This is a genomic window from Teredinibacter waterburyi, from assembly GCF_001922985.1.
Lineage (GTDB): Bacteria > Pseudomonadota > Gammaproteobacteria > Pseudomonadales > Cellvibrionaceae > Teredinibacter > Teredinibacter waterburyi.
The window spans coordinates 140,062-163,935 of the sequence record NZ_MRUH01000123.1; the positions used below are offsets into that span (position 1 = coordinate 140,062).

The following is a 23,874-nucleotide window of genomic DNA, read 5'->3' on the forward strand; positions in this document are numbered from 1 at the left end:
ACTAGGAGATAGAAATGGACGCTCAAACACTTGTAGGTAATATTTTTTCGATTCAGGCTTTTGTGCTGATTTTTATTATCTTCCTGCTGACAAAGTTAATTCGCTTTGTGCCGCAAAATAGCGCTTATGTGATTGAGCGTTTCGGTAAGTACAATCGTACTCTCGACGCGGGTATGAACCTTGTAATTCCGTTATTCGAGAGGGTTGCGCACAATCGTTCATTAAAAGAACAAGCGGTAGATGTTCCCAGTCAGGGCGCTATTACGCGCGATAATATTTCCCTTACGGTTGATGGAGTGTTGTATTTTCGGGTAATCGACGCTTACAGAGCCTCCTACGGTGTAGAGGATTATAGCTTCGCTGTTGTGCAGTTAGCGCAAACAACCATGCGTTCAGAAATCGGCAAAATGGAATTGGATAAAACCTTTGAAGAGCGTGATGTTTTGAATACTAATATTGTTCAAGCCATAAACGAAGCCGCGGAACCTTGGGGTGTTGTGGTATTGCGCTACGAAATTAAAGATATTATTCCACCGCAGTCCGTGATGTCGGCAATGGAATCACAAATGCGTGCTGAGCGTGAGCGTCGCGCTAAAATTCTTGAGTCTGAAGGTGATAAGCAGGCGGTCATTAATCGCGCCGAGGGCGATCGTCAGTCGCAGGTATTGGCAGCAGAGGGTGACAAGCAGCAGCAAATTTTATCGGCTCAGGGTGAAGCTGAGGCGATTATGGCGGTTGCGCAGGCGCAGGCGGATGCCTTGCGTGTTATCGGCTCGGTATCGAGTACGGTTGAAGGTCAGTCGGCTGTACAGTTGGATTTGGCGACTAAAGCGATTGAGGCGCGTCATGCTATTGCCAAAGAATCTTCAGTAGTTTTGTTGCCCGATCAAGGTACTGATCCGGCGTCAGTGGTAGCCCAGGCGATGGCGGTTTTGAACGCAACTAAGGCTAAATAGTGGGGCGACAACTATGAATGATTTAGTGATTAGTTACCCAACGTGGTTAACCATAGTGGGTGTGAGTTTGGTGATTCTAGAATTTGTGGTGTTTGGTTTCAGCACGCTCTTTCTACTTTTTATCGCCCTAGGTTGCTTTGTTACAGCGCTAATTCTTTATGTTGGAATACTTGAGCCGGCGTTGCTGCCGATTTCAATTTCTGTTGGAATATTTTCCTTGCTAGCTACCGCGCTACTTTGGAAGCCGATGCGAAAATTCCAAAACTCTCAGCAGTCGCCGGAGATACAGCCGAACGCTTTTGCCGGCGTTAAGTTTCGCTTAAGCGCCGACTTAGCTGCCAATGCAGGTGTTACAGATGTTGTTACGCAGCGCTATTCTGGTATTGAATGGGACCTAGAGTTGTTTGATGAACATGAAGAGCTTATCGTTGCTGGAACCGAAGTTGAGGTGAAGCGAGCTGCCGTCGGCAAGCTTTACGTTGTTCGAACTAGCTAATTACTTCGACCGATAATTGTAGCTGAATCTATAGTTGTTGAAACTACAGCACCATGAACACGGCTGAAATTGCCGTGGTGGCAATAATAAACCAACGATAATGTTGGCTGGGTATTTTTTTAACGATCCATATTCCGAGGTAAACCCCCAAGGCAATAATGGGCAGCCCAGCCAAATTCAATAATAGCGTATCAATATTGATTGTCTGCCAGACGAACACATGGAATGGCACCTTAAAGAGATTGATCACTAGAAAAAACCACGCAGCAGTGCCGATGTAATTATTCTTCGGCAAGCGTGCACTCAATAGATACACCGCCATAACCGGTCCCGCTAAGTTGCCTACCATGGTGGTAAAGCCGCCCAAAATCCCGACGACTGCTGTAAAGGTAAAGTGGTTGGGAATCTTGCCTTTATTGCCTCGCTCTAACCAAATCATAATGACCAGACTGGCGAAAATAATCACGCCCATAATCTTTCGAAAGCTTGAGTCATCAATTTGCTGACCAAACCAAGTCCCGATTAATACGCCTCCAGCCGCCCACGGAAGTAAACGCCACAAGATCGACCAATCCGCATGACGATGGTAGTAAGCGACAGCGAGAATATCGGCCAGTATGAGTGTCGGTAGTGCCACGCCTGCAGACAGCTTGCCGCCATAGACCATGGCTAACAAGGGAATAGCCGCTGTTCCTACGCCTTGCACGCCGGACTTCGACATACCAGTGACGAGGGAAAAGAGTCCGAATGCGCACAAGGCGTTAAACGATAGGCTGGTTACGGTGATATCGGCTAGCAGTGGGGCGCTCATAAAAACCTGTCTTATCGAGGGTGTGTGGTGGACGGCCAATCGTAAGGCGAGTGTTTACAGTCAAATCGCAAGGCGACTTGTACTGCTAGGTGGGCCGGTAGATTGTACAGCGGAATGCAAGGCTGGTTGTGGTTAGAGCGGTGTATGAGGCTTACCTTTCTTTCTTTGGGGCAGTTAGCGTTAACTGTAGTTAAAACTGATGTGAGGGTGAGTAAAAAGCTAAGGCGAAAAAAAACCTCTTCATTTCTGAAGAGGTTTTTAAATTTGGCTCCGCCTGCTGGGCTCGAACCAGCGACCTAATGATTAACAGTCATTTGCTCTACCAACTGAGCTAAGGCGGAATTTTCTTTGGGTCACCCCCGAAAGAGCGCGTATCTTAGCGATGTGTTTCTACCCTGTCAAGCTCCATCAATAAAAAATAACTCATTGATTTTATTGGGTTAATCACGGCTGTACAAAAATAAATCGGTGCAGCTGTAATTGCCCTTAGCTTAGCTTTCCACTGGCTCAACGGTGCTTGCGAAAACCAGCCGCCGAATGAAAAAGTGGTAGGACCAGGCGGATTTGAACCGCCGACCTCTACCATGTCAAGGTAGCGCTCTAACCAACTGAGCTATGGTCCTAGGGTATAACACTTGCTTAGCGCCAGATTCTTGAAAGAACTAAACCCTTAGGTTCGAATCGGGGGCTACGCGAGGGCGCGTATTGTATCGGGGAACAAAAACTTGGGCAAGCGCTAAGACTACAGAAAATTGCAATTTTTCACGCCTGCCTTTTGTGCGGGGTAATCGGTTGTTAAAGCTTGCCGATTGCAGCAATTCCCAAGGCTGCTTGGTACATCATTTGGGTGACGCTACTCCAAAGTGTTAGTGCGTCTACCTTATCGGTCTCTAGCGGCACGACGATAGTGTCGCCTGGGTCAATAGCCTGCCCGCGAGAGCGGAACCAGGTCGAGTTGCTGGGAAGGTAAACGCGACCGTTGGCTTTCACAATATAGATTCGGTTTCGATCGGCATTGTGTTTGGTGCCACCGGAGCGATCGACATAATCTTCAACGGATAGCTTTTTGTCGAAAAAGTGCGAAGTGGGGTACTGGACTTCGCCCACCACCGTTACCGAAGGCTTGTAGCGCGGGATATCTAGTGTGTCGCCATCAACTAACTGAAAATCGTATTGATTCGGTGTTTTTATGATCGAGGGGAGATCGATCACCATGCGCCCGAGGGGTTTTACGCCGTCGAGGTTTTTCATAATCTGATCGGCTTGGCTTTTGTCCACAGCTTTTTTGGCTGCTGAGCTGTCTTGCAAGCTGGCAGCAACAATATCGGATTCGATTTGAGCCTTTAGCGCTTCCAGTCGCTCGGCTTCTAGGCGCCGCAGTTGCTCGCGTGAGAACACAGCTCCTTCAGGGTAAGCGTGGGGGGTAAGGCCGCCAGCGCGGTGTAAAACGTCCATTAACGTTTCGCCGGGCAGGATGGAATAAACACCAGGGTGGAGAACTTCACCCAATAGCGAAATCGATTCCTTGTCTTGCCATAGGGGAACTTGCTTTATACGCAGGGTATCGCCCGCATTGAGCAGCGGGTTATCAAAACGCATATCCAAATCAATATGCATAACAACGGTAGTTCGATCTTCGTTGAGATCGTAGCGTGTAATTTCACCGGAGGAATCGAGCGCACTTTCGGTTAGGCCGCCGGCTAAATTAACGGCGTCTTTTACGGTCAGGTCGTGCGCTAAGGGGTATTTGCCGGGAAAGCGCACACTGCCGTTAATTTCGATACTTTGTTCGCGCTGCTCGAAATTGGCTTGTGTTGTTAGGCGCGCAAGCAGGTCATCTAGCAGTTCGCTGCGATTGGTTTCGTAGTCGAAGAGGGTAATCGTATCGCGTGATTCAAGCAGTGGATTGTTGGAGCTGTGTGGGTGTTCGAAGGCCAGTCGAGGTGAAAAGGTAATCACTTCAATTTTGCGTGTTGATTTTTCTTCTCTCTGAATCAGGCCCACTTCGATATCGGGGTTGGCCAACAAGTCGTCGACGTTAATAACAATATCGGTAAAGCGCATTTGTGGCCGCCAAGCGAATCCGCCGGGACGCTTTACGTGGCCCTCGAGTTTGACGATATCACGCATGGTATCCAGCGCTGATGAAATCTGGATAACATCGGCGTCTTTTACTTTGAAACGGCGACCAGAATCAGTAGAAAGGTCCAAGTTGACCATGGTCTTTTCGCCGCTTTCAGTAATGATGCGTTCAATACGTGAGGCGGGTACATAGGCGGTGGGTAGCAAGCCTCCGGCAAGGCTCAGAACTTCGGCGACACTTTTTTCGTTTCGCAATTCGTAGATCGCGGGGCGTTTTACATCGCCAGAAACACCTACGGTTTTGCCGATCGGCGGAACAAAAATAACGTCACCGGGCAATAATCGAGCGTCTTTACTGGTGTCACCATTAAGCAATAAGTCATAGAGGTCGAGGGTGGTAACGATTTTTCCGGCTCGCTTAAGTTGGATGTTGCGCAACGAGCCAATTTTAGTAATACCACCAGAAGCGAAGATGGCGTTTGTCATGGTTGAAAGCGAGCCGACAACATAGGAGCCGGGCACATTCGCTTCACCCAAAACAAAGATGCGAACGGTTCTAAGAGCACCCATGGTAACCGACGATTTAACACCAATCATCTGCTCGCTAACGATCTCATTGATCTTGCCGGTAGCTTGGGTGAAGTTCATACCCGCGAGCGTAACCGGACCAATGTTAGGAAATGAAATTTGTCCGTTGCGGTCAACGGTCAGTGTATGGGTGGCGTTTTCTTTGCCATAGAGTTGCACCGTTAAGCTATCGCCTGGGCCAAGAATATAATTGGCTTGGATAGGGATGTCGGTGGCAGGTGTAAAAGAATCGGCACCAAATTGAAAAATGTCGTAGCCAAATAGTTCGAGTTTGGTGTCTAGAGTGCCGATTTCTTCGCCTTCGTCGAGGCTTAGCTCGTCGGTGGCCAGAGAGGCATTTTTCTCTAGTTCGGACTGGGGTTCAGGCTTTGCTTTACGATTTCCGCTGATGTTATCGGGTGTGATGGATGGCTGCGCGCTATCGCTGCCTAACAGACCGCTAAAGTCTTTTAGGTTAATGCCCATCGATGATGCTAAGGCTTGCTGCTCCGCGGGTGAAAGGCGCTTGAACTGCTCTATTTGTGCTGCGGTTGGTTGCTGCGCATGGGCACTTGTGCCGAGCAGCATGATCGCGGTCGAAATGAGAAGGGCGGATGTAATAGCAGCGAATTTAGTCATCATTGGATAGTTGTACTCTTAATTTCTTGCGCAATGTTTACCCGGAGGCATTGTAGTCAAAGGTTGAGTGTATGTCTGTTTTTACCAAATAAATCTAAAGCCCAAATAGCCGCCGCTGTATATGCGCTGCGACTGTATCGACATAGGCTCTTTGAAAAAATGGATGCCGGTGTCGAGCTGAGTAAAGCGTCCCAGTGGAATTTTGTAGCTGAGTTCCGCGAATTCCTGATCGAGTGGCGTATCGCCAAACGGATGAGCTGGGTCGATAGGCGTGATCTCGACTTGGCCCAAAGTCCAGCTAAATTGCTGGCCGTTGGCTAAGTAATGCTGGCCAAGCAAAGTCGTTGATTTTGCGTTGGAATAAAAGCTACTGCCGAGTGGGCGGCCATTGTTTTGATAGCCAGTTTGATAAGTGCTGTGGCTATAGGCTTGGTTGTCGTCTCCAAAAGTATCGCTTTGCTCTAGGGTGATATGCGACTGAACAAAGCCAGTGGAATAGATAAGCTCGACTCCCGCTAGGCTGGATTGATTGGTATCGCCGTTTGTTGTGTTTGACGACTCTCTGAGTAGTTGCCCGTAGATGCTGGCGGAGATGCCTTTAACTATTGGAAGTTGTAACTGCGCGTCGTAGCTAAGTAGTTGTTTGTTGGTATCCGACCCCGTTAATGCATCGATAAAGCTCTGTCCAGATTCGGGCTGCCCCTTTCCACCCCAAAGCGCGGAACGACTCAAGCCAAGCTCTAGTATAGGGATCGGTTTGATGTTTAGGCGCGCTCCCACTAGTTTGGTGTTTTTTACCTGCCTGCTACCTTCAAGTTGATTGGCGATGAGCGTAAGGCTCCAAGGCCCGAGGAGATTTAGCCCAGCGCTGCTGAAAGCCTCGGTCGATTTACGCTGTAAGAAAAGTCCCTGAGCAGGGCGCGTAGCGTTCGAAAGAATTAAGCTCGATTGCCACCCGGGGCCCCACCATCGGTCGATTGCCGCTATGCCGAGCACCCAATTGCCTAAGGCTAGGGCTGAATAGCTTCCATCAAAGCTATATTTATCACCATCGACAGCATCGTAATAGATATTTGCCTGAATTTTACTTGCGTGATTTTCGGATTGTTCGCTAAGACTAACAGATGCGCTAGCTTGTTCGCGGCTGTCGTCAGCGAAGGCGGTAAACGCTTGCGGGCTGTTATTTAAGTTGAGCTGTGCTTTGGTTGTTGCTGGTCGCTGGGCGAGGGCGAGTGAATGCTTTAGATAGCGGTAGGACCAGACCTCCGCTTTGCTTAGTTCTTCGACTTTTATTTCATCGAGGGCTTGCTTGATGTCGATCCACATCACCGGCCAAGTGTTAAGCGGTACATTTAGCTTGCCCGAGCTAGCCAGCATTTGTAAGTGATGGCGAGTGCGCTCGTCTCCAGTATTGACCCAAGGGTCAGCCAAGGCGCTAGGCACGCAAAGTACTAGAACCCATAGCGTGAATATTTTTGCTCGCGAAAACCTTAATCGTGGAAATCTTACCCTTGAAAACAATGACTTTTCCCTAGAAAACGTTGCCTGTGAAAACAGTGTTGAGGCTGAGCGCCATAGCGCAACAGCGCGCGAGGCTGTAGTACGCAAAGATTTAGTCCGCAGCGATTTGGTACGCAACGATCTAGTACGTTTTTCGTACGGTGTAATCGTTGTACGGTTTTGTGTGTTTGAGAGGACGCTCATCAAATTCCAAGTTTCTGATGTTCGGCTATATAAAGAGGGTGTAACTAAACTACTGCACGCATATTAAGATGTTTTGCAGAGCAGTCAATCATCCGCATGAAAAGAATTGTATAAATGGTTGAATTGCTTGAAATTTGAGCTTTTGGTGAGAACCGTTTGTGCAGCGCTTGTACTGCCTTTATAATCCCGCTCCTCCTGCCGTACTTACTAATATATGTCTTATTCATGTGGCCTTTGGTAGGGGTCACCACTGATGTAAAGGATAGATCATGCCTGTTATCACACTTCCTGATGGCTCTACTCGCACGTTTGAAAACCCAGTTTCCGTGCTTGATGTTGCCGCCGACATTGGTCCAGGCCTCGCCAAGGCAACAATTGCCGGCATGGTGGATGGCGTCGCCGTAGATGCGACCGACCTGATCAGCGCTGATGCTGAGGTTACCATTATTACTACACGCGATGAGCTTGGCTTGGAGGTTCTTCGTCACTCCTGCGCCCACCTGTTGGGGCATGCGATCAAGCAGCTTTGGCCGGACGTGAAAATGGCGATTGGTCCTGTGATCGAAAATGGCTTCTATTACGACATTGATCTGGAGCGGCGCCTTACCGACGAAGATGTGGCCGCACTGGAAAAGCGCATGCTCGATCTTGCCAAGACGGACTATGACGTAATCAAGAAAAACGTGTCGTGGCAAGAGGCTGTAGATGTATTTACCGAGAGGGGTGAAGGCTACAAACTAGAAATTCTAGAGCGCGACATCCCTCGCGACGCTCAGCCCGGCCTGTATCATCACGAAGAATATGTCGATATGTGTCGCGGCCCGCACGTTCCGAATATGCGTTTTTGCCATTACTTCAAGTTGATGCGAGTGTCTGGCGCCTACTGGCGTGGCGATTCAGATAATAAGCAGCTGCAGCGTGTCTACGGCACTGCCTGGGCAAATAAGAAAGACTTGAAGGCACACTTGAATCGCTTGGCGGAAGCCGAAAAGCGCGATCACCGCAAACTAGGCAAAAAGTTCGACCTATTTCATATTCAAGAAGAAGCGCCAGGAATGGTGTTCTGGCATCCAAAAGGCTGGTCTATTTACACCGCGATTGAGTCTTACATGCGTCAAGTGCAGCGTGATAATGGCTATTTAGAGATCAAAACCCCTCAGATTGTCGATCGTTCTCTGTGGGAGCGATCTGGTCACTGGGACAAATTCCGTTCGAATATGTTTACGGTAGAGTCTGAATCGCGCGATTACGCTGTAAAGCCGATGAATTGCCCTTGTCATATCCAAGTTTTTAATCAGGGTTTGAAGAGCTACCGTGATCTTCCAATGCGCCTGGCAGAATTTGGATCCTGCCATCGCAACGAGGCATCTGGCACCTTGTTGGGTATTATGCGTGTGCGCGGTTTTGTTCAAGATGACGCTCATATCTTTTGTGCTGAAGATGCTATTCAAGATGAAGTTTCAACCTTTACGGATCTGCTTTACGAGGTTTATCGGGATTTTGGCTTTGACGACGTAATCATCCGCTTATCAACTCGCCCTGAAGAGCGTGTTGGCAGTGACGAAGTGTGGGATAAGGCCGAAAAAGCACTCGCAGATGCGCTAGATAGCAAAGGTTTGCCGTTCGAATACTTGCCGGGCGAGGGCGCATTCTACGGGCCGAAAATTGAATTCTCGTTAAAAGACTGTATTGGTCGAGTTTGGCAGTGCGGTACGATTCAGGTCGACTTTTCTATGCCGGGTCGTCTCGATGCCCAGTATGTTGCAGAGGATGGTTCACGGCAGGTTCCGGTTATGTTGCACCGCGCCATACTAGGGTCATTTGAGCGATTTATTGGGATTTTGATCGAAAATTACGAAGGCGCATTTCCTCCGTGGTTGGCGCCAGAACAGGCTGTCGTGCTCAATATTACCGATAATCAGGCAGAATATGCTGAAAATGTGCAGAAAACCTTGCAAAACAAAGGTTTTCGCGTGTTTTCTGACTTGAGAAATGAGAAGATCGGCTTTAAAATCCGCGAGCACACCATCCAAAAGGTTCCATACCTCTTAGTAGTGGGTGATCAAGAGGTAGCAAATAACACCGTTACAGTGCGAACTCGCACCGGCGATGACCTTGGAACATACTCCATTGATGACTTTGCTAAACTCTTGGCCGACGCTGTCGCTAAGCGCGGTAGGCTGTAGTTTATGTCTCGTTAGGCCTTGGCCTAACGAGTGGTTAAAGTACGCCATTGGAAGCTAGTGGATGGAAAAGATAAATTTAACGAGGAGAGTTTGACCATTAACAATCGTGATAACGCCAAAGGGCGCTCAAAAAAAGCCACTATCAATGATCAGATTGATGCAAAAGAAGTTCGACTTATAGGTGCCGACGGAAGTCAGGTTGGTATCGTGTCTATTAAAGACGCATTGGCTGCAGCCCAAGAGGCCAGCTTGGATTTGGTGGAAATAGCCGCCGATGCCGAGCCGGTCGTTTGCAAAATCATGGATTACGGCAAACATCTGTTCGAAATCAAGAAGCAAAAAGCCGCTGCTAAAAAGAAACAAAAGCAGCAGCAAGTAAAAGAGATGAAGTTTCGCCCAGGAACAGAAGAGGGTGATTATAATGTTAAGCTACGCGCCATCACGCGTTTCTTGGAAAACGGCGACAAAGCCAAGCTCTCCCTTCGCTTTCGCGGACGTGAGTTAGCCCACCAAGAGTTGGGTATGGAGATGATGAAGCGTGTCGAAACCGACCTCATTGAGTTGGCGACCGTAGAGCAGTATCCAAAAATGGAAGGTCGACAGCTGTTTATGGTGCTGGCGCCGAAAAAACGCAAGTAGTTTCTAGTGGCCGTAGGCACCTAAAGTCATGGTGCGGCGCTAGAACAACCCTAGAATTTTCGCAATATTGCGAAAATGTGTCGCTGGAAAGTGAATGAATCGAATCACCGTTTTGGCTGATTTGCTCAATTTAACTCTTGCGGCTCTAACGAGTGGTCGGGCTTTTTAGCTGCCTGGGTCACTCTAAAGTAAAACCGAAGGGCCCTTTTTTATAGTGGGTGTCCTCTTCATTGGAGAAGTAACAATGCCAAAAGCTAAAGTACACAGCGGTGCAGCCAAGCGGTTCAAAAAAACTGCGTCTGGCTACAAGCACAAACACGCTTTCAAGAGCCACATCCTCACCAAAATGACAACCAAGCGTAAGCGTCAGCTTCGCGGCACCAGCACCTTAAACGCTGCTGACAAGCCATTGGTTGCTCGTATGTTGCGCGACGTTTAGTCGAGCCCCATCCCCCATTTTGAGAAAGAGGAAATAGTATGGCCCGTGTAAAACGTGGAGTGGTGGCTCGCCGCAGTCACAAGAAAATCTTAAAAGCCGCTAAAGGTTATTACGGAGCACGTTCACGTGTATTTCGTGTAGCTAAGCAAGCAGTTATCAAAGCTGGTCAGTACGCTTATCGCGACCGTCGCAATAAAAAGCGTAACTTCCGCGCATTGTGGATCACTCGTATCAACGCACAATCTCGCGTTGAAGGTTTGAGCTACAGCCGCTTGATCGCAGGCTTGAAAAAAGCAGAAATCGCTTTGGATCGTCGTGTTATGGCTGATATCGCCATTCACGATAAGCCAGCATTTGCAGCAATTGTTGCGAAAGCAAAAGAAGCCTTGGCTGCTTGATCTAAAATCGTTGAGCAATCAATGATGAAGTAATCAAGAAGGGAAGTGCTTCGGCGCTTCCCTTTTTTGTTTTACCCAAATGCATACCTACTGCACGTGAACTCGTTCTCCCTAGTCTTGTTACAAAATCGCGGTGGCGAATAGCTAATTATTAATTGGCTGCAGAATTAGTTGTTAACGAATAACGTAATTTAGCTATTAAATGTTTGAGCCAAGTGCTTAAGCGTATAAAAACACGAACTTCAAGTTGCGGTAGTAGTAGCCAATAGTAGTGATTACCAATAACGGTTATCAATCGTTGTTAAAAGCGTATCTAATAAATAGTAACTCTCAGAAATTACTCGAGACCTAGATGGACAACCTAAAAGAATTAACTCTAGAAGCGTTAGATTTGGTGGCGAATGCGCAAGATCTAGCTGCATTAGATTCCGTACGCGTGAACTACCTTGGTAAAAAAGGGCAGTTAACCGCATTGCTTAAAGGCTTGGGAAAGCTGTCCGCAGAGGAGCGTCCTGCTGCAGGGGCTGAAATTAATAAGGCCAAAGTGAGCGTCGAAGCTGAAATTGGCTCGCGCAAACAAGCGTTAGAAAATGCCGCTATTGAAGCAAAGCTCGCGGCAGAAAAAATCGACGTAACGCTAGGCGGGCGACGTGCCGAATTAGGCGGTGCTCACCCAGTTACGCGTACACTAAAGCGTATCGAAGAAATTTTTACCGCGGTTGGTTACAAGGTTGCGCAGGGGCCAGAGATCGAAGACGATTTCCACAACTTCGAAGCGCTCAATATACCTTCTCATCACCCCGCTAGGGCGATGCACGACACTTTTTATGTGGATGCGACTCATGTGTTGCGCACCCATACATCGCCAGTGCAGGTGCGTACGATGCGTAACAAGAAGCCACCAATTCAAGTGATTTGTCCCGGTCGAGTTTATCGCTGCGACTCAGATTTAACTCATACACCGATGTTCCATCAGGTTGAAGGTTTGGTGGTTGATAAAAACATCAGCTTTGCCGACCTTAAGGGTACGGTAGACCAATTTTTGAAATCTTTTTTTGAAGCGGATGTTCCCGTGCGTTTTCGACCGTCCTATTTCCCATTTACAGAACCGTCTGCCGAGGTAGATATACAGTGCACCAATTGCAGTGGTGAAGGCTGTCGTATTTGTAAAAATACCGGCTGGCTCGAAGTAATGGGTTGTGGAATGGTTCACCCAAATGTATTTGATTCTTGCGATATTGACGCTACAGAATTTACCGGCTTTGCCTTTGGTATGGGTGTTGAACGCTTGGCAATGTTACGCTACGGCGTAAATGATTTAAGACTGTTTTTTGAGAATGATTTGAATTTCTTAAAGCAGTTTTAAATCTGCAGAATATTTTTAGCCTTTTTTAATGTCGCCTTGTTGCGGCTGCAAATAGTTAACGAGATAAGAAAAGACAATGAAGTTTAGTGAATCTTGGTTGCGCTCTTGGGTGAGTCCCAGTATTTCCACACAGGCATTGGTTGATCAGTTAACCATGGCGGGCCTAGAGGTCGATGCCGTTGAACCTGTAGCGGGAGATTTTAATGGCGTAGTCGTCGGTGAAATTATCGCCGTCGCTCAACACCCCGATGCTGATAAGCTGCGCGTTTGTCAGGTTGCTGGTGGCGCTGATGAATTAACCCAAGTGGTATGTGGTGCGCCGAATGCGCGTGTAGGAATAAAAATTCCTTTTGCTACGGTAGGTGCAAGTTTGCCTCCCGGGCCAGATGGCAAACCATTTAAAATTAAAAGGGCGAAGCTTCGCGGTGTCGAATCGTTTGGTATGTTGTGTGGCCAAACTGAGCTACAAGCTGGTGAGGACGATTCGGGTTTGTGGGAATTGCCGCTCAACCTGGTTGTTGGTGCGGAGCTGCGTGAGGCGCTCAACTTAAACGACAATATTATCGAAGTGGATTTAACGCCAAACCGCAGCGACTGCTTGAGTATTCGCGGTCTTGCGCGCGAGACTGGCGTGCTTAATCGAACTCAGGTCAGCGAAGTGACTATCGAGCCTGTCGCAGCAACTTCGGACAAGCGTGTAGATGTTAACTTGGGCGCTGGCGATGCCTGCCCACGCTACGTTGGGCGTGTGATTTCTGGTGTCGATTTGAGTCGCCCAAGCCCCCAGTGGTTGCAGGAGCGATTGCGCCGGAGTGATGTTCGCTCAATTGATGCCGTTGTCGATGTTACCAATTACCTATTGCTTGAGCTCGGCCAACCCATGCACGCATTTGATCTAGGTAAGTTAAGTGGCGATGTAAGCGTACGCTTGTCGAATACCGGTGAAAAGCTGACGATCCTCGGCGGTCAGGAGGTAGAGCTTAACGACAGCACCCTGCTTATAACGGATAAATCTGGGCCAATCGCAATGGCCGGTATTATGGGAGGCGAGCCTACGTCGGTAACGGCAGAGACTCAGGATATCTTCCTAGAAAGCGCCTTTTTTAATCCGCTGGCTATTGCTGGTAAAGCGAGAAATTACGGATTGCATACAGATTCATCACATCGCTTTGAGCGCGGCGTCGATCCAGACTTGTGTTTACTCGCGATGGAGCGAGCCACCGAACTGTTGCTACAGATCGTCGGCGGCGATGCCGGCCCTGTTGTTTGCGCTGAGCGTGCAGCAGATTTGCCAGCGCAGCGTCAGGTTAGATTAGAGCGAAGTCGCATTCAGTCGGGCTTGGGCTTTGCTATGCCGGACGAAGAAGTTCTCGATATTCTGGCGCGATTGGGTTTGGTTTTGGTTGATAGTGATCCGCAGGGTTGGGCATTCTCCGTGCCAAGCTACCGTTTCGATATTAGTATCGATGCCGATTTGCTTGAAGAGTTGGCACGAATCTACGGATACAACAATCTGCCGACTACCGACATGAGAATTCCGGCGGTAATTGGCCTGCAGACCGAAACCGTTCTCGATGGCGATCGTTTTGACCGCCAGCTGATCGCTCGCGGCTATCAAGAGGCGATAACTTACAGCTTTATCGACCCGAAGATGCACCGGTTATTCAGTGGGGAGCAGCCAGCGGTAGAGTTGCTTAACCCAATTAGTGCCGATTTAAGCGTAATGCGAACCTCCTTGATCCCCGGTTTGGCCACGGCGTTAATGCACAATGTTAATCGGCAGCAGCAACGTGTACGAATTTTCGAGAAAGGGCTGCGATTTGTGCCCAACGGTAGCGAAACTACACAAACACAAGGTATCGCCGGTTTGATTTACGGCCCTCGCGAAGCAACCAGTTGGACGGCCTCGAAAGGCGATGTAGACTTTTATGATATCAAAGGCGACCTAGAAGCATTGTTAGAGTTAACGGCGCGTGATATCAGCTTTCAGGCAGGCATACGCGACTATTTACACCCAGGGCAAACGGCAGAGGTTGTTGCGAGTGGCGTTGTTATCGGTGTTGTAGGGGCTTTGCACCCGCAGTTGTTACGGGAGCTTGGTGTTTCCAAAGCCGTCTTTGTATTCGAGCTAGATCTAGCTGAGTCGTTGATTACCGAGGTGCCAAAATTTGTCCCACTGTCGAAGTTTCCAGAAGTAAGTCGTGATCTTGCGGTTGTTGTCGGGCGCCAGCTGGAGGTTTCTGCTTTACAGTCCGCTATGGCGGCGGTTGCGGGAGAGAACCTTAAGAACTTAAAGGTATTTGACGTTTATAGTGGCGAAGGTATTGATCCGCAACGAAAAAGTGTAGCTTTTAACTTGACGTTTCAGCATCCATCGCGCACTCTTAACGAGGAAGAAATCAACGCTTCAATAGCTGCTGTTGTGCAGCGTCTTGAGGAAGAATTTGATGCAAGCCTTCGCTGATACTACAAAAGACTCATTAACCAAAGCCGATTTGGCTGAAAACCTATATGAGGAACTTGGCTTCAATAAGCGTGAAGCCAAAGAGCTCGTAGAGTATTTCTTTGAAGAAATACGCAATGCGCTCGAAAGTAACGAACAGGTAAAGCTTTCCGGTTTCGGTAATTTCGATCTGCGCGACAAAAAGCAACGACCTGGCCGAAATCCCAAAACCGGCGAGGAGATCCCCATTACGGCTAGAAGGGTGGTAACATTTCGCCCCGGTCAAAAATTAAAGGCACGAGTTGAAGCGTATGCTGGAACCGAGTAATAACGACGAATTACCCGTAATCCCCGGCAAGCGCTATTTCACTATTGGTGAAGTAAGCGAGCTATGCGCGGTTAAACCGCACGTACTGCGTTACTGGGAGCAAGAGTTTCCTCAGCTCAAACCGGTGAAGCGTCGTGGCAATCGTCGCTACTATCAGCGCTCAGACGTGCTCACGATTCGCCAGATCAGATCTTTGTTGTACGATCAGGGTTTTACCATCGGTGGTGCACGCCAGCAGATGACTGGGGACGTTAAACCTGAAGCACACAGTATGAAAGATGTAGTGCAACAAATGATCAAAGAATTGGAAGAAGTTTTGGTCCTGCTTAAGACTTAAAGCCGTTTCCAGTTACAAGGTAAAATTTCCAGATTCCAACTTGCAATACAGCGCCCAATCCGTATGATGTGCGCCTTCCACAGCGATGTGGATTTCGGAGTGTAGCGCAGCCTGGTAGCGCACCACACTGGGGGTGTGGTGGTCGTCGGTTCAAATCCGGCCACTCCGACCAAATTATGTTGTTAAATCAACAGTTTAGAGGCCCGCCCTAGTCGCGGGCTTTTTTGTGCCTCAAATTTAAGTCCATATTATGTCCATGTGTTATTTCGTTTTAGCCTGCGTTACTATGCCCTGTCCAGAGCGCTCCGAGAATGAGTGTTTATAGGCGTATCAATTGAGTTAATGAGTGACATATTATTTAGGTTGTAATTTAAAATGAAAGCAATTGAAATGTGTGCAGGTGCTGGTGGCCAAGCGTTGGGGTTGCATAATGCTGGATTTAAACATTCAGCTTTGATTGAGTTAGATGAATTTGCCCATAAAACATTGCATTATAATAATTGCAGCCTAAATTTGGGCTGGGAAAACATTTTACATGAAGATCTCAAGCTATTTGTAAAGCAAAAAGCAAAGGAATTTGTCGGTTCAATTGATCTCTTGGCAGGTGGTGTCCCTTGTCCACCCTTTAGCAAAGCTGGCTTACAGTTAGGAAAGAAAGATGAGCGGGATCTTTTTCCAACGGCGATTGAAATAGCAAGAAAAATAAAGCCCACTGCAATTATGCTTGAAAATGTTCAGGGGCTCGCTGAGGCAAAGTTTGCAGGTTATAGGTCAGCCATAATTACTAAGCTCAGACGCTTGGGGTTTGAGGCTGAGTGGAAACTTTTACAGGCAAGTGACTTTGGGGTTCCGCAATTACGCCCTAGGCTCATACTGGTTGCGATTAAGAAGCCTTTTTTTCATCATTTCGAATGGCCAAAACCACATAAGACGCCGCCACCTACTGTTGGTGAGGCATTGTATGATCTGATGTCCTCTAATAATTGGGAAGGTGCGCAAAAATGGAAAGAAAAAGCGAATAGGATAGCCCCAACGCTTGTGGGTGGTTCCAAAAAGCATGGAGGGCCAGATTTGGGGCCTACGCGTGCGAAACGTCAATGGCATGAGCTTGGGGTTAATGGGCATAGGTTAGCTTATGATCACGAGATTCCCTGTCGAGGCTTTAAAGGTGTTGAGTTGAGGGGCGGGGGCATTAGGGAGGGTTATGAAAATATGCCTTTGTTGAATGTGAGGATGGCAGCAAGGCTTCAAGGGTTTCCTGATAGCTGGGAGTTTGTTGGAAGTAAGACCCATGCTTACAGGCAGGTTGGTAACGCTTTCCCACCTCCGGTTGCTGAGGCTGTGGGTAGGCAAATTTTGAGGGTCCTCAAATTAATTAAAGTTAAAGAGAGGAGAGGGCTGTGAGTATGTCGCTATTTAGTTGTGCACGAGCTGATTTTCATAGGTGTTTAATTGAGGGGCAAACATTAAGTACTAGTGGTTTCTCCAAGTTTAGTGAATCATTTATTGCAAGTAATGCTGACTCTGGCCAAAAAATGAGCGTGAAAGTGGCCAATCTTTTGGCCGAAAAAATCGCATCTAATGTCGGCTCCACTATAGTGCGACGTGAGAAGAAAAAAGAAGGCCAAACACTAGGAAATGAATTCGAAGACCATTGCGCTAATTTTTTGAGTTCTACATTTGATAGTTTACAGCATCTCCGACCTGGGACTTGGGTTATTGAAAAGGTGGGTGGTAGGTCTGAAGGAATGATTGGAAAGTATGAGCAATATTCTCACCTTTCTGACTTGAATCGTCTCGCTAAAGAGCATGATGAGTTAAGAGCTTTTCTTGGTGAGGGGTATATTATTGCTCCTGATGTTGTCATTGCAAGAAAGCCAGAGTCAGATGAGGCTTTAAATTTAAATGCGATTATCGTTGATGAAAAGTCTTGTCTCAAGGCGAAACTAAGGGCTAAAAATCATGAGGGTGATAATGCTCCAAATTTGATATTACACGCAAGCGTCTCCTGTAAATTCACTATGAGGTCTGACCGTGCGCAAAATACAAGAACCGAAGCTCTAAATTTAATTCGATCTCGGAAGGGGAGGTCTCCCCATATAGTTTCCTTAACGGCTGAGCCAACACCTAGCAGAATTGCGTCTCTGGCTCTGGGTACTGGTGATATGGATTGCGTATATCATTTTGCGCTTTATGAGTTAGTGGAGGCATTAAGGGAGCTAGATTATGAGGATGCGCTAGATACACTGGAGATGATGATTGAGGGAAAGCGAGTGAAAGATATAAGTGATCTACCATTGGACTTAGCTGTTTAGCAGAGCTTAAACTGCTTTAACTTTCAGTTTTTGCCTCTTGGGCAGGTGCTTACGTTATAAAGTTAGGGGGCCAGTAGAAGCCCCCATTTTGAGGCTAGGCTTCCCGAAATTCATCTTCAATAAATGCCTGTGGTGCTTTTGGGGCGTCAGGCCATCGTATACTAAGTTGGTTGTTTAGCTTGCCTATATCGATGTGAGCCACAACTTCGCCGCCGTTATGCTGGCTCCATTGGCCGTCCTTGAATTCCATAAACTCTAGCATGCCTGCACCTTCTCTATATTGGATAGCTACAAAGTACATTCCATCTAGCTCGGGTGGCTGGTAATCCCAATCAAGTATTATTTCTGCTTTCATTATGGCTAAAACCTCGCTCTAAAACGTTCTGCAATTTCAGCTAGGCTGGGCAGGTAGTGGGGTGAGTTTTGATAAGTCTGATGCGCACCTTCCAAAAAGCCTAGTAGCAGATATTTATTCTTATCAAAAAAGCCATGGCAGTATATGAGCGCGGTATTACTAGTCATATTAAACTGAAGGGTTTTTAAGTGCCAGTTTGCAGAAGTTGAATCTTTAAGGTGAAGGTGTTGGAGTTCCGCTTGCTTGACTGAGCTTGGTCTGTCAAAGCTGGCGTCCCTTCCGAATTCTGGCGGTCTTATTCCTGTAGTTTTGTATTGTTTAAAGTCTTGCACTAGCTTGTCTATTTTTTCCCTTGGGCAGCTCTCTTCAAAGAATGATGAGAGGTAAACTTTAATATCCATATTGTAGTTACTCTACTTCAATAATTGTAAATGTATTGTATGCGTTATTTTTGGTTAGTGATTGTTGGTTTTGCTGGCTGGAGCGCTTGATATCTGTGCTAGTGATTTTCGTATCGTTATTGGTGTTACTAGCTTTTCTTTTTTTAACTACGAGTTGCTTTTTCATCGTTAGATAATCCTTATCTAGGGGAGGCTGCGTATTCTGACTGCGAGGCCTTTAAGAATCTTAGGTATTGATCACAAGTTTTATGTAAGTTGGCACGTGACTCTCTACTTGGTGGATCTTGGAAGGGCTGTGAGGTGGTTTTGTTACTGGTTATAAGTGGTGTACTAACAGCCGCCTCAAGCTGGAGTGAGGCGGTGGCTGCTTGCAAACTAAAGGCGGTTAACCTAGCAGCGCAATTGCGCTTGATTTGTGATCTGGGGCTAGGTGGGCATAACGAAGTGTTGTGTTGAGGTCAGCGTGTCCGCAAAGCTCTCTAACCGTATTCAGGGGAACGCCTTTCGTAACGAGTTTAGAGGCAAAGTCATGTCGCATGTCATGCCACCGAAACTGGGTTATTGATGCTCGTTTGAGTAGATTACGCCAAGCGGTGTTAACGTTGTTAAGGCGGCCGCCGGTGTCAGAGGGGAATATTCGCCCAAATTTAGAACTACTTTGCTGTCTCCAGCGAATCAGAGTCTCAAAAGCTATTGGGCTAAGTGGAATATGTCGAGTTTTACTCGATTTTGCGTTTTCTCCGTGAACTGTTAGTACTTGGTTTTCAAAGTCGATACCTTCCCACTTTGCGTCAAATAGTTCGCCACGTCGCAAGCCTGTTTTAAGCGAAAGGATCACGAGAGGGGTTAATCTATCGCCATAGTGGAACCCTGTCAGGCTGGGTAGGAGGTCATATCCGCGCTTGCGTCGGTGCTCATTTGCGCGCTCGCGGGATTCGATGAGTTCTTTGTCTCGCTGTAAGAGTACATTGAATAGTCTGCTTTCCTCGTCTGCTTGAAGAAATCTCGCTTTGGTGGCTTCATCTACTTTCAGCTGTTTTAGTTTTTGCAGGGGGTGCTCGGGGATAGCCTCCCACTCGACCGCTTTGGTTAATATGGCCCTTAGTGCATTAACTAAGCGATTGATTGTGGAGGGCTTAATACCTGATCTCAGCTTCGTAGTACGCCAGTGTTCGATAGTTTTGATATCAAAAGAGATTAACGGGTTGTTCAGTGATTCTTTAAAAGCACGTTGTACTGATTGAATGCTTAGTTCCGCACTTTTTAGGTTGGCAAGTGCCCATGGTTTGTAGCTACTCTCAATGAAATTAGATAGGGTATTTTGCTGCAATGCTCTGTGCTTGGTCTCTCGCTTGCGCCACTGTTAAGCCTGAGCCAAGCACTCCAATCTTGATACGTTTCCGTTTTCTGGCAATTGTTCTGTAAGAGAAGTAACAGGTTTTTCTGCCAGTAGGTTGTACCCTAAGTATGAACCCTTTGATCTCGGTATCGGCTACTTCATAGGCTTTTTCTTCAGGGATAAGCTGTTTGGTTAGGCTTGTGGTTATTTTGGCTTTCAACGCTTGCCTCTAGCTCAATTTATTTAAGTCCATATTAAGTCCAGATGAATTATGCATCAGGGGGGAGTGGTGAACAATGGTGAATGATGGTTTTGTTTTTAACTTATTGAAATATAAGGAAATAATTTCCAATGTTGTTCGTTGTCGTTCATGGTTTGTGTTGGGGGGATATTCTTTTTTTTGCACTGGGGGTGTGGTGGTCGTCGGTTCAAATCCGGCCACTCCGACCAGACATAAAAAAACCGCCTAATGGCGGTTTTTTTATGTCTGGATAAAATCCAAATCTCAAAGCCTATTTTGCCGGTATGAGTTGTTACATAGTTTCTAGGCCATAAAAAACCGCACGCCAGCCCAAATCACTAAGCCATATCGAATGGCCTTCCCCGTTAGCGTAAGCGCAATAAAAACGCTGAACCGCGTGTTCATAGTGCCGGCTACGAAGGTTAATCCATCGCCAATCAACGGTAGCCAGCTAAATAGTAGGCTCCAAACGCCGTAGCTTCGGAACCACTTTTGCGCGCGCTCCAGTTTGGCCTGTTTAAATGGGAACCAAGTGCGCTCTTGAAACCGAAGAAGATAGCGGCCTAGTACCCAATTAAGCGCGGCCCCAAGTGTGTTGCCAGCGGTGGCGGCTAGCCAGAGCAATAACGGTAACTTGCCATCACTGAGGTAGGTCAGTAGCAAAATCTCAGACGATAGAGGTAAAAGCGTTGCAGCGAGAAACGCCGTAACAAAAAGAATAAGGTAGGTCACGTTACTCGCTGCAGTTTTTGCGTGTTAATAAAAAGGCCGGCGTAAGCGACGGCCTTTTAAGTGATAGTTCTATTTCTACGGTTTGCTGGCGACAGGGTTGCCAAAGCAATCGACAGGCTCATCATCGATAACAATATCGTCGATATACATAGTGCGCGCCTCGGCTGAGCTGTGGTACTGCTCTATCCCCAAATGAATTTCGTTAAAGGTCGCCGGTGCCAGCCAAGCATCATCTTGGTCGTGCGCGACGCAGCCATCACCACTGCCTTGGTTGTTGATTTGGGTGAGTTCCGCATTGTTTAGCCAAAACATCATTTCATTGTTGTTGCTGTCAAAATGCCACTGTACGCAGGCCCAGGTATCTTTAGGGATTAAGTAATCCGTTGGTGGTGGAAAGTTGGGTTGCTTCCAGCAGTCGGTTCCCCAGTCAGTATTGCCGTCGTTATTTGTGTCAATCCAGGTGTCATAATTCGCAAAAAAGTGATCGTAGCGACCATCAAGACGGCCGCGATACTTTGCAAGTGTACCGGTGGGCGCGCCAGAGGCTTCGGTTGACGGGCCTTCTGCTTGGATAAAGGTGAAATCGCCACCTATGCTATTGGTGCTCGAAAGCCAAACCATCATACGGCCGTAATGAGCGCCTTGCAGTGCGGGTAGGGCGGTTAAGTCATGCTTTAGGTAGTTGGCGTTATACCCGCCACCGGTGGCGGAAACCTTAATCGAATTTTCGCCGCTAAATGCGTAATCCGACGATACGGTGACTCGGCTACTACTGGTACTCCAGCCGCTTGGGATTGTCGCGGCGTCATCAAATTTTTCGCACAGCACTTGGCCTTCACTACAGGCAATAGGGCTGCCGCCAGTGGAACTACTAGAGGACGAACTGCTCGATGAAGAGCTGCTACTAGATGAAGAGCTGCTGGATGAGTTGTCGTAGCCGTCGTCGGGAGTCGACGAGCCGCCACCTCCGCAGCTGGCCAGTAGGGCGATGCTCAGTGCGCCGACGAAAGTTAATAAGTTTCGTGAGGGCTGATGATGTGTTGCGGGTACTTTGTTCATTGTTCACTCTCTAATTATTATGTTTTAGTTTTTTTGTGTTTACTTTTGTTGCTCTTAATATTTTACTGAAGACTACAGCTTTTTATGTTGATCATCCTGTTGAGCTAGTTTTCGCCGCGCAATTCCGCTTCTTTATTTTCCATGGCTTCGTTTTGTTCGAGCCATTCCATTTCCAGTTCCTCTAAAGCTGCTTTAGTTGCGCGCTGATCTGCCAGTAGGGTGGTGAGCTGGGTGCTAGCGCCCGCATAGAGTTCTGGGTCGGCAAGTGCAGTTTCTAGTTCGCCCAGTTTTTTCTGTAGGGGCTGCATTTTATTTTCAATAGATTTTATTTTTTTGCTGAAGGGCGTTAGCTGGGCGCGAATTTGCGCTTCGTATTGACGCTGTTCTTTTTTGTCGCGCTTACTATCGCTGCTTTCCGCGTTGCCTGCTGTGTTGGTGTCGGATGAGGGGATAGCTGTCGCTGCATTGTCGTCGGTTTGCTGTTTACTTAACCAATGTTGATAGTCTTCGAGATCGCCTTCAAATTCGGTTACTTTGCCGGCATCTACTAACCAATATTCGTCGAGTGTGCTGCGTAATAAGTGGCGGTCGTGGGAGACGATAATTACAGCACCTTCAAATGCTTGAATCGCCAGCGTAAGTGCGTGGCGCATTTCTAAATCGAGGTGGTTGGTCGGTTCGTCTAAAAGTAAGAAATTGGGTTTTTGCCAAGCTAAAATCGCCAGCGCTAAGCGCGCTTTTTCGCCACCCGAAAAATGCTGGATACATTCAAATGCGCGTTCCCCTTGAAAGCCGAAACTGCCGAGAAAATTACGTATCTCCTGTTCGCTTGCCTTGGGGCTAATGCGCTGGATATGCAGTGCGCAGGACGCTTGCATATCCAATGCTTCGACTTGATGTTGAGCAAAATAACCACAGCGCAGATGTACGCTTTTGGTAAGTTCGCCGCTAACTAAGGGTAGTGTTTCGGCGAGGGATTTCACCAGTGTGGTTTTACCGGCGCCGTTGTGCCCCAAGAGGCCAACACGGGTTGAGCCTAAAATGCTGAGGTTTATTTTTTTTACCAACGCTGTGTCACCATAGCCGATGTCAATATCGTCGAGGGTGATTAATGTTTGCGGCATACGTTCGGGCGCAGGGAAGCGAAATGAAAATGGCGAGTCGACATGTGCCGGCGCGATTTTTTTCATTCGTTCTAATTCTTTTAAGCGGCTTTGCGCTTGTTTTGCTTTGGTCGCTTTGGCACGAAAGCGGCGCACAAAGTCTTCGATTTCGGCAACTCGTGTTTGCTGCTTGCTAAATTCGATGGCTTGTTGCGCGAGTCGTTCGGCGCGCTGGTTTTCAAAGGAGGAATAGTTGCCGTTGTAGCTGATTAGCTTGCGCTGCTCAACGTGAATAATACCTTCGGCAAGGTTGTCTAAAAAGTCGCGGTCGTGAGAAATAATCAGCAAGGTTCCTTCGTACTGATTAAGCCATTGTTCCAGCCAAATAGTTGCATCTAAATCGAGGTGGTTGGTGGGCTCATCTAATAGTAAAAGGTCGGAGCGGCACATCAACGCTTGGGCGAGGTTAAGGCGAATGCGCCAGCCGCCGGAAAATTCATTTACGCCGCGATTGCTGTCGCTATCTTTAAAACCCAAGCCGTGTATCAGTCTTTCGGCGCGAGCTTTGGCGGTGTAGCCGTCGATGTTTTCCATTTCTTGATAGAGGGCAGCAAGTGATTCGCCGTCGCCGCTATGGGTGGCGATACGTTGCTCAAGATCTCGAAGTGGTTGGTCGCCATCCAAAACATAATCGATTGCGCAGCGGCTGCTGTGCCCAGTTTCTTGCGCCATGTGGCCGATCTGCCATTGCTTCGGCACTTGTACTTGGCCGGCGTCTTCGTGCAGTTCGCCGAGCAATAATTTAAAAAGGCTCGATTTTCCGCTGCCGTTGGCGCCGACGAGACCCCACTTTTGGCCCGGGTAAATGGTGAGATCTGCAAGTTCGAGTAGGTGCAGGTTTCCGCGTTGCAAGCTGACTGATTGGAGTTGAATCATGT

At 47.7% G+C, this 23,874-nt stretch carries 23 protein-coding genes and 3 tRNA genes; 14 read left to right on the top strand and 12 right to left on the bottom strand.

Translation table 11 applies throughout. The features are described 5' to 3' along the window. Nucleotides 1-14 precede the first annotated feature (14 nt). Both IDZ20_RS09455 and IDZ20_RS09460 read left to right on the top strand, forming a co-directional pair. On the top strand, nt 15-956 hold the full coding sequence (locus IDZ20_RS09455; RefSeq protein WP_188151185.1) for an SPFH domain-containing protein: 942 nt from the start codon (nt 15-17) through the stop codon (nt 954-956). A 13-nt stretch (nt 957-969) separates the two neighbouring features. Then, complete coding sequence (locus IDZ20_RS09460; RefSeq protein ID WP_188151186.1) at nt 970-1,452, top strand: NfeD family protein; 483 nt, start codon at nt 970-972, stop codon at nt 1,450-1,452. 43 nt (nt 1,453-1,495) lie between these two features. On the opposite strand, the gene IDZ20_RS09465 is transcribed toward IDZ20_RS09460, so the two are convergent. From IDZ20_RS09465 to IDZ20_RS09485, 5 genes are all read right to left on the bottom strand, one after another. Further along, nucleotides 1,496-2,263: a sulfite exporter TauE/SafE family protein gene (locus IDZ20_RS09465; RefSeq protein WP_188151187.1), complete on the bottom strand. Its 768-nt coding sequence runs from the start codon at nt 2,261-2,263 to the stop codon at nt 1,496-1,498. 265 nt (nt 2,264-2,528) lie between these two features. Next, nucleotides 2,529-2,604: transfer RNA gene (locus IDZ20_RS09470), tRNA-Asn, on the bottom strand. Nucleotides 2,605-2,809: 205 nt separating this feature from the next. Next, nucleotides 2,810-2,886 (bottom strand) — tRNA-Val (locus IDZ20_RS09475). A 172-nt stretch (nt 2,887-3,058) separates the two neighbouring features. Continuing rightward, nucleotides 3,059-5,554 carry an SLBB domain-containing protein gene (locus IDZ20_RS09480; protein ID WP_188151188.1) on the bottom strand — a complete coding sequence of 832 codons (2,496 nt, stop codon included), beginning with the start codon at nt 5,552-5,554 and terminating at the stop codon, nt 3,059-3,061. Between the two features lie 78 nt (nt 5,555-5,632). Further along, a complete protein-coding gene (locus IDZ20_RS09485) occupies nt 5,633-6,994 on the bottom strand; it encodes a capsule assembly Wzi family protein (RefSeq protein WP_188151189.1) in 1,362 nt (453 codons plus the stop codon). 22 nt (nt 6,995-7,016) lie between these two features. Between IDZ20_RS09485 and IDZ20_RS09490 the strand changes: the two genes are divergently transcribed. From IDZ20_RS09490 to IDZ20_RS09545, 12 genes are all read left to right on the top strand, one after another. Then, nucleotides 7,017-7,322 (top strand): hypothetical protein, encoded by a 306-nt coding sequence (locus tag IDZ20_RS09490; RefSeq protein ID WP_188151190.1) that lies wholly within the window; start codon nt 7,017-7,019, stop codon nt 7,320-7,322. 202 nt (nt 7,323-7,524) lie between these two features. Further along, complete coding sequence (gene thrS / locus IDZ20_RS09495) at nt 7,525-9,441, top strand: threonine--tRNA ligase (protein ID WP_188151191.1); 1,917 nt, start codon at nt 7,525-7,527, stop codon at nt 9,439-9,441. A gap of 30 nt (nt 9,442-9,471) precedes the next feature. Next, nucleotides 9,472-10,080 carry a translation initiation factor IF-3 gene (gene infC, locus IDZ20_RS09500; RefSeq protein WP_425443425.1) on the top strand — a complete coding sequence of 203 codons (609 nt, stop codon included), beginning with the start codon at nt 9,472-9,474 and terminating at the stop codon, nt 10,078-10,080. 244 nt (nt 10,081-10,324) lie between these two features. Then, on the top strand, nt 10,325-10,519 hold the full coding sequence (gene rpmI, locus IDZ20_RS09505) for a 50S ribosomal protein L35 (RefSeq protein ID WP_188151192.1): 195 nt from the start codon (nt 10,325-10,327) through the stop codon (nt 10,517-10,519). 38 nt (nt 10,520-10,557) lie between these two features. After that, on the top strand, nt 10,558-10,917 hold the full coding sequence (gene rplT / locus IDZ20_RS09510) for a 50S ribosomal protein L20 (protein ID WP_188151193.1): 360 nt from the start codon (nt 10,558-10,560) through the stop codon (nt 10,915-10,917). A 352-nt stretch (nt 10,918-11,269) separates the two neighbouring features. After that, complete coding sequence (pheS, locus tag IDZ20_RS09515; protein WP_188151194.1) at nt 11,270-12,283, top strand: phenylalanine--tRNA ligase subunit alpha; 1,014 nt, start codon at nt 11,270-11,272, stop codon at nt 12,281-12,283. A gap of 76 nt (nt 12,284-12,359) precedes the next feature. Beyond that, nucleotides 12,360-14,747, top strand: a complete 2,388-nt coding sequence (gene pheT / locus IDZ20_RS09520; protein ID WP_188151195.1) for a phenylalanine--tRNA ligase subunit beta — start codon at nt 12,360-12,362, stop codon at nt 14,745-14,747. Beyond that, nucleotides 14,731-15,054, top strand: coding sequence for an integration host factor subunit alpha (gene ihfA, locus IDZ20_RS09525; protein WP_188151196.1), 324 nt, complete (start codon nt 14,731-14,733; stop codon nt 15,052-15,054). Before pheT ends, ihfA begins: the two co-directional genes overlap by 17 nt. Continuing rightward, the gene (locus tag IDZ20_RS09530) at nt 15,038-15,391 is read left to right on the top strand and encodes a MerR family transcriptional regulator (protein WP_188151197.1); all 354 of its coding nucleotides are present in this window, start codon (nt 15,038-15,040) and stop codon (nt 15,389-15,391) included. The genes ihfA and IDZ20_RS09530 overlap by 17 nt, the downstream gene beginning before the upstream one ends. 95 nt (nt 15,392-15,486) lie before the next feature. Further along, a tRNA-Pro gene (locus IDZ20_RS09535) sits at nt 15,487-15,563 on the top strand. A gap of 203 nt (nt 15,564-15,766) precedes the next feature. Further along, nucleotides 15,767-16,795, top strand: a complete 1,029-nt coding sequence (locus tag IDZ20_RS09540) for a DNA cytosine methyltransferase (RefSeq protein ID WP_188151198.1) — start codon at nt 15,767-15,769, stop codon at nt 16,793-16,795. 2 nt (nt 16,796-16,797) lie between these two features. Then, the gene (locus IDZ20_RS09545; RefSeq protein WP_188151238.1) at nt 16,798-17,706 is read left to right on the top strand and encodes an NgoMIV family type II restriction endonuclease; all 909 of its coding nucleotides are present in this window, start codon (nt 16,798-16,800) and stop codon (nt 17,704-17,706) included. Nucleotides 17,707-17,800: 94 nt separating this feature from the next. On the opposite strand, the gene IDZ20_RS09550 is transcribed toward IDZ20_RS09545, so the two are convergent. From IDZ20_RS09550 to IDZ20_RS09580, 7 genes are all read right to left on the bottom strand, one after another. Further along, nucleotides 17,801-18,061 (bottom strand): hypothetical protein, encoded by a 261-nt coding sequence (locus IDZ20_RS09550; protein ID WP_188151199.1) that lies wholly within the window; start codon nt 18,059-18,061, stop codon nt 17,801-17,803. 5 nt (nt 18,062-18,066) lie between these two features. Continuing rightward, nucleotides 18,067-18,462, bottom strand: coding sequence for a type II toxin-antitoxin system YafO family toxin (locus IDZ20_RS09555; RefSeq protein ID WP_188151200.1), 396 nt, complete (start codon nt 18,460-18,462; stop codon nt 18,067-18,069). A gap of 385 nt (nt 18,463-18,847) precedes the next feature. After that, the gene (locus IDZ20_RS09560; protein ID WP_188151201.1) at nt 18,848-19,792 is read right to left on the bottom strand and encodes a tyrosine-type recombinase/integrase; all 945 of its coding nucleotides are present in this window, start codon (nt 19,790-19,792) and stop codon (nt 18,848-18,850) included. Then, nucleotides 19,770-20,021 (bottom strand): Arm DNA-binding domain-containing protein, encoded by a 252-nt coding sequence (locus IDZ20_RS09565; RefSeq protein WP_188151202.1) that lies wholly within the window; start codon nt 20,019-20,021, stop codon nt 19,770-19,772. The genes IDZ20_RS09560 and IDZ20_RS09565 overlap by 23 nt, the downstream gene beginning before the upstream one ends. 324 nt (nt 20,022-20,345) lie before the next feature. Beyond that, nucleotides 20,346-20,774, bottom strand: coding sequence for a YqaA family protein (locus tag IDZ20_RS09570; protein ID WP_188151203.1), 429 nt, complete (start codon nt 20,772-20,774; stop codon nt 20,346-20,348). Between the two features lie 75 nt (nt 20,775-20,849). Continuing rightward, entirely contained in the window at nt 20,850-21,833 is a 984-nt protein-coding gene (locus IDZ20_RS09575; protein ID WP_188151204.1) for a hypothetical protein, read from the bottom strand. 104 nt (nt 21,834-21,937) lie between these two features. After that, nucleotides 21,938-23,872, bottom strand: coding sequence for an ABC-F family ATP-binding cassette domain-containing protein (locus IDZ20_RS09580; RefSeq protein ID WP_188151205.1), 1,935 nt, complete (start codon nt 23,870-23,872; stop codon nt 21,938-21,940). Nucleotides 23,873-23,874: the final 2 nt, after the last annotated feature.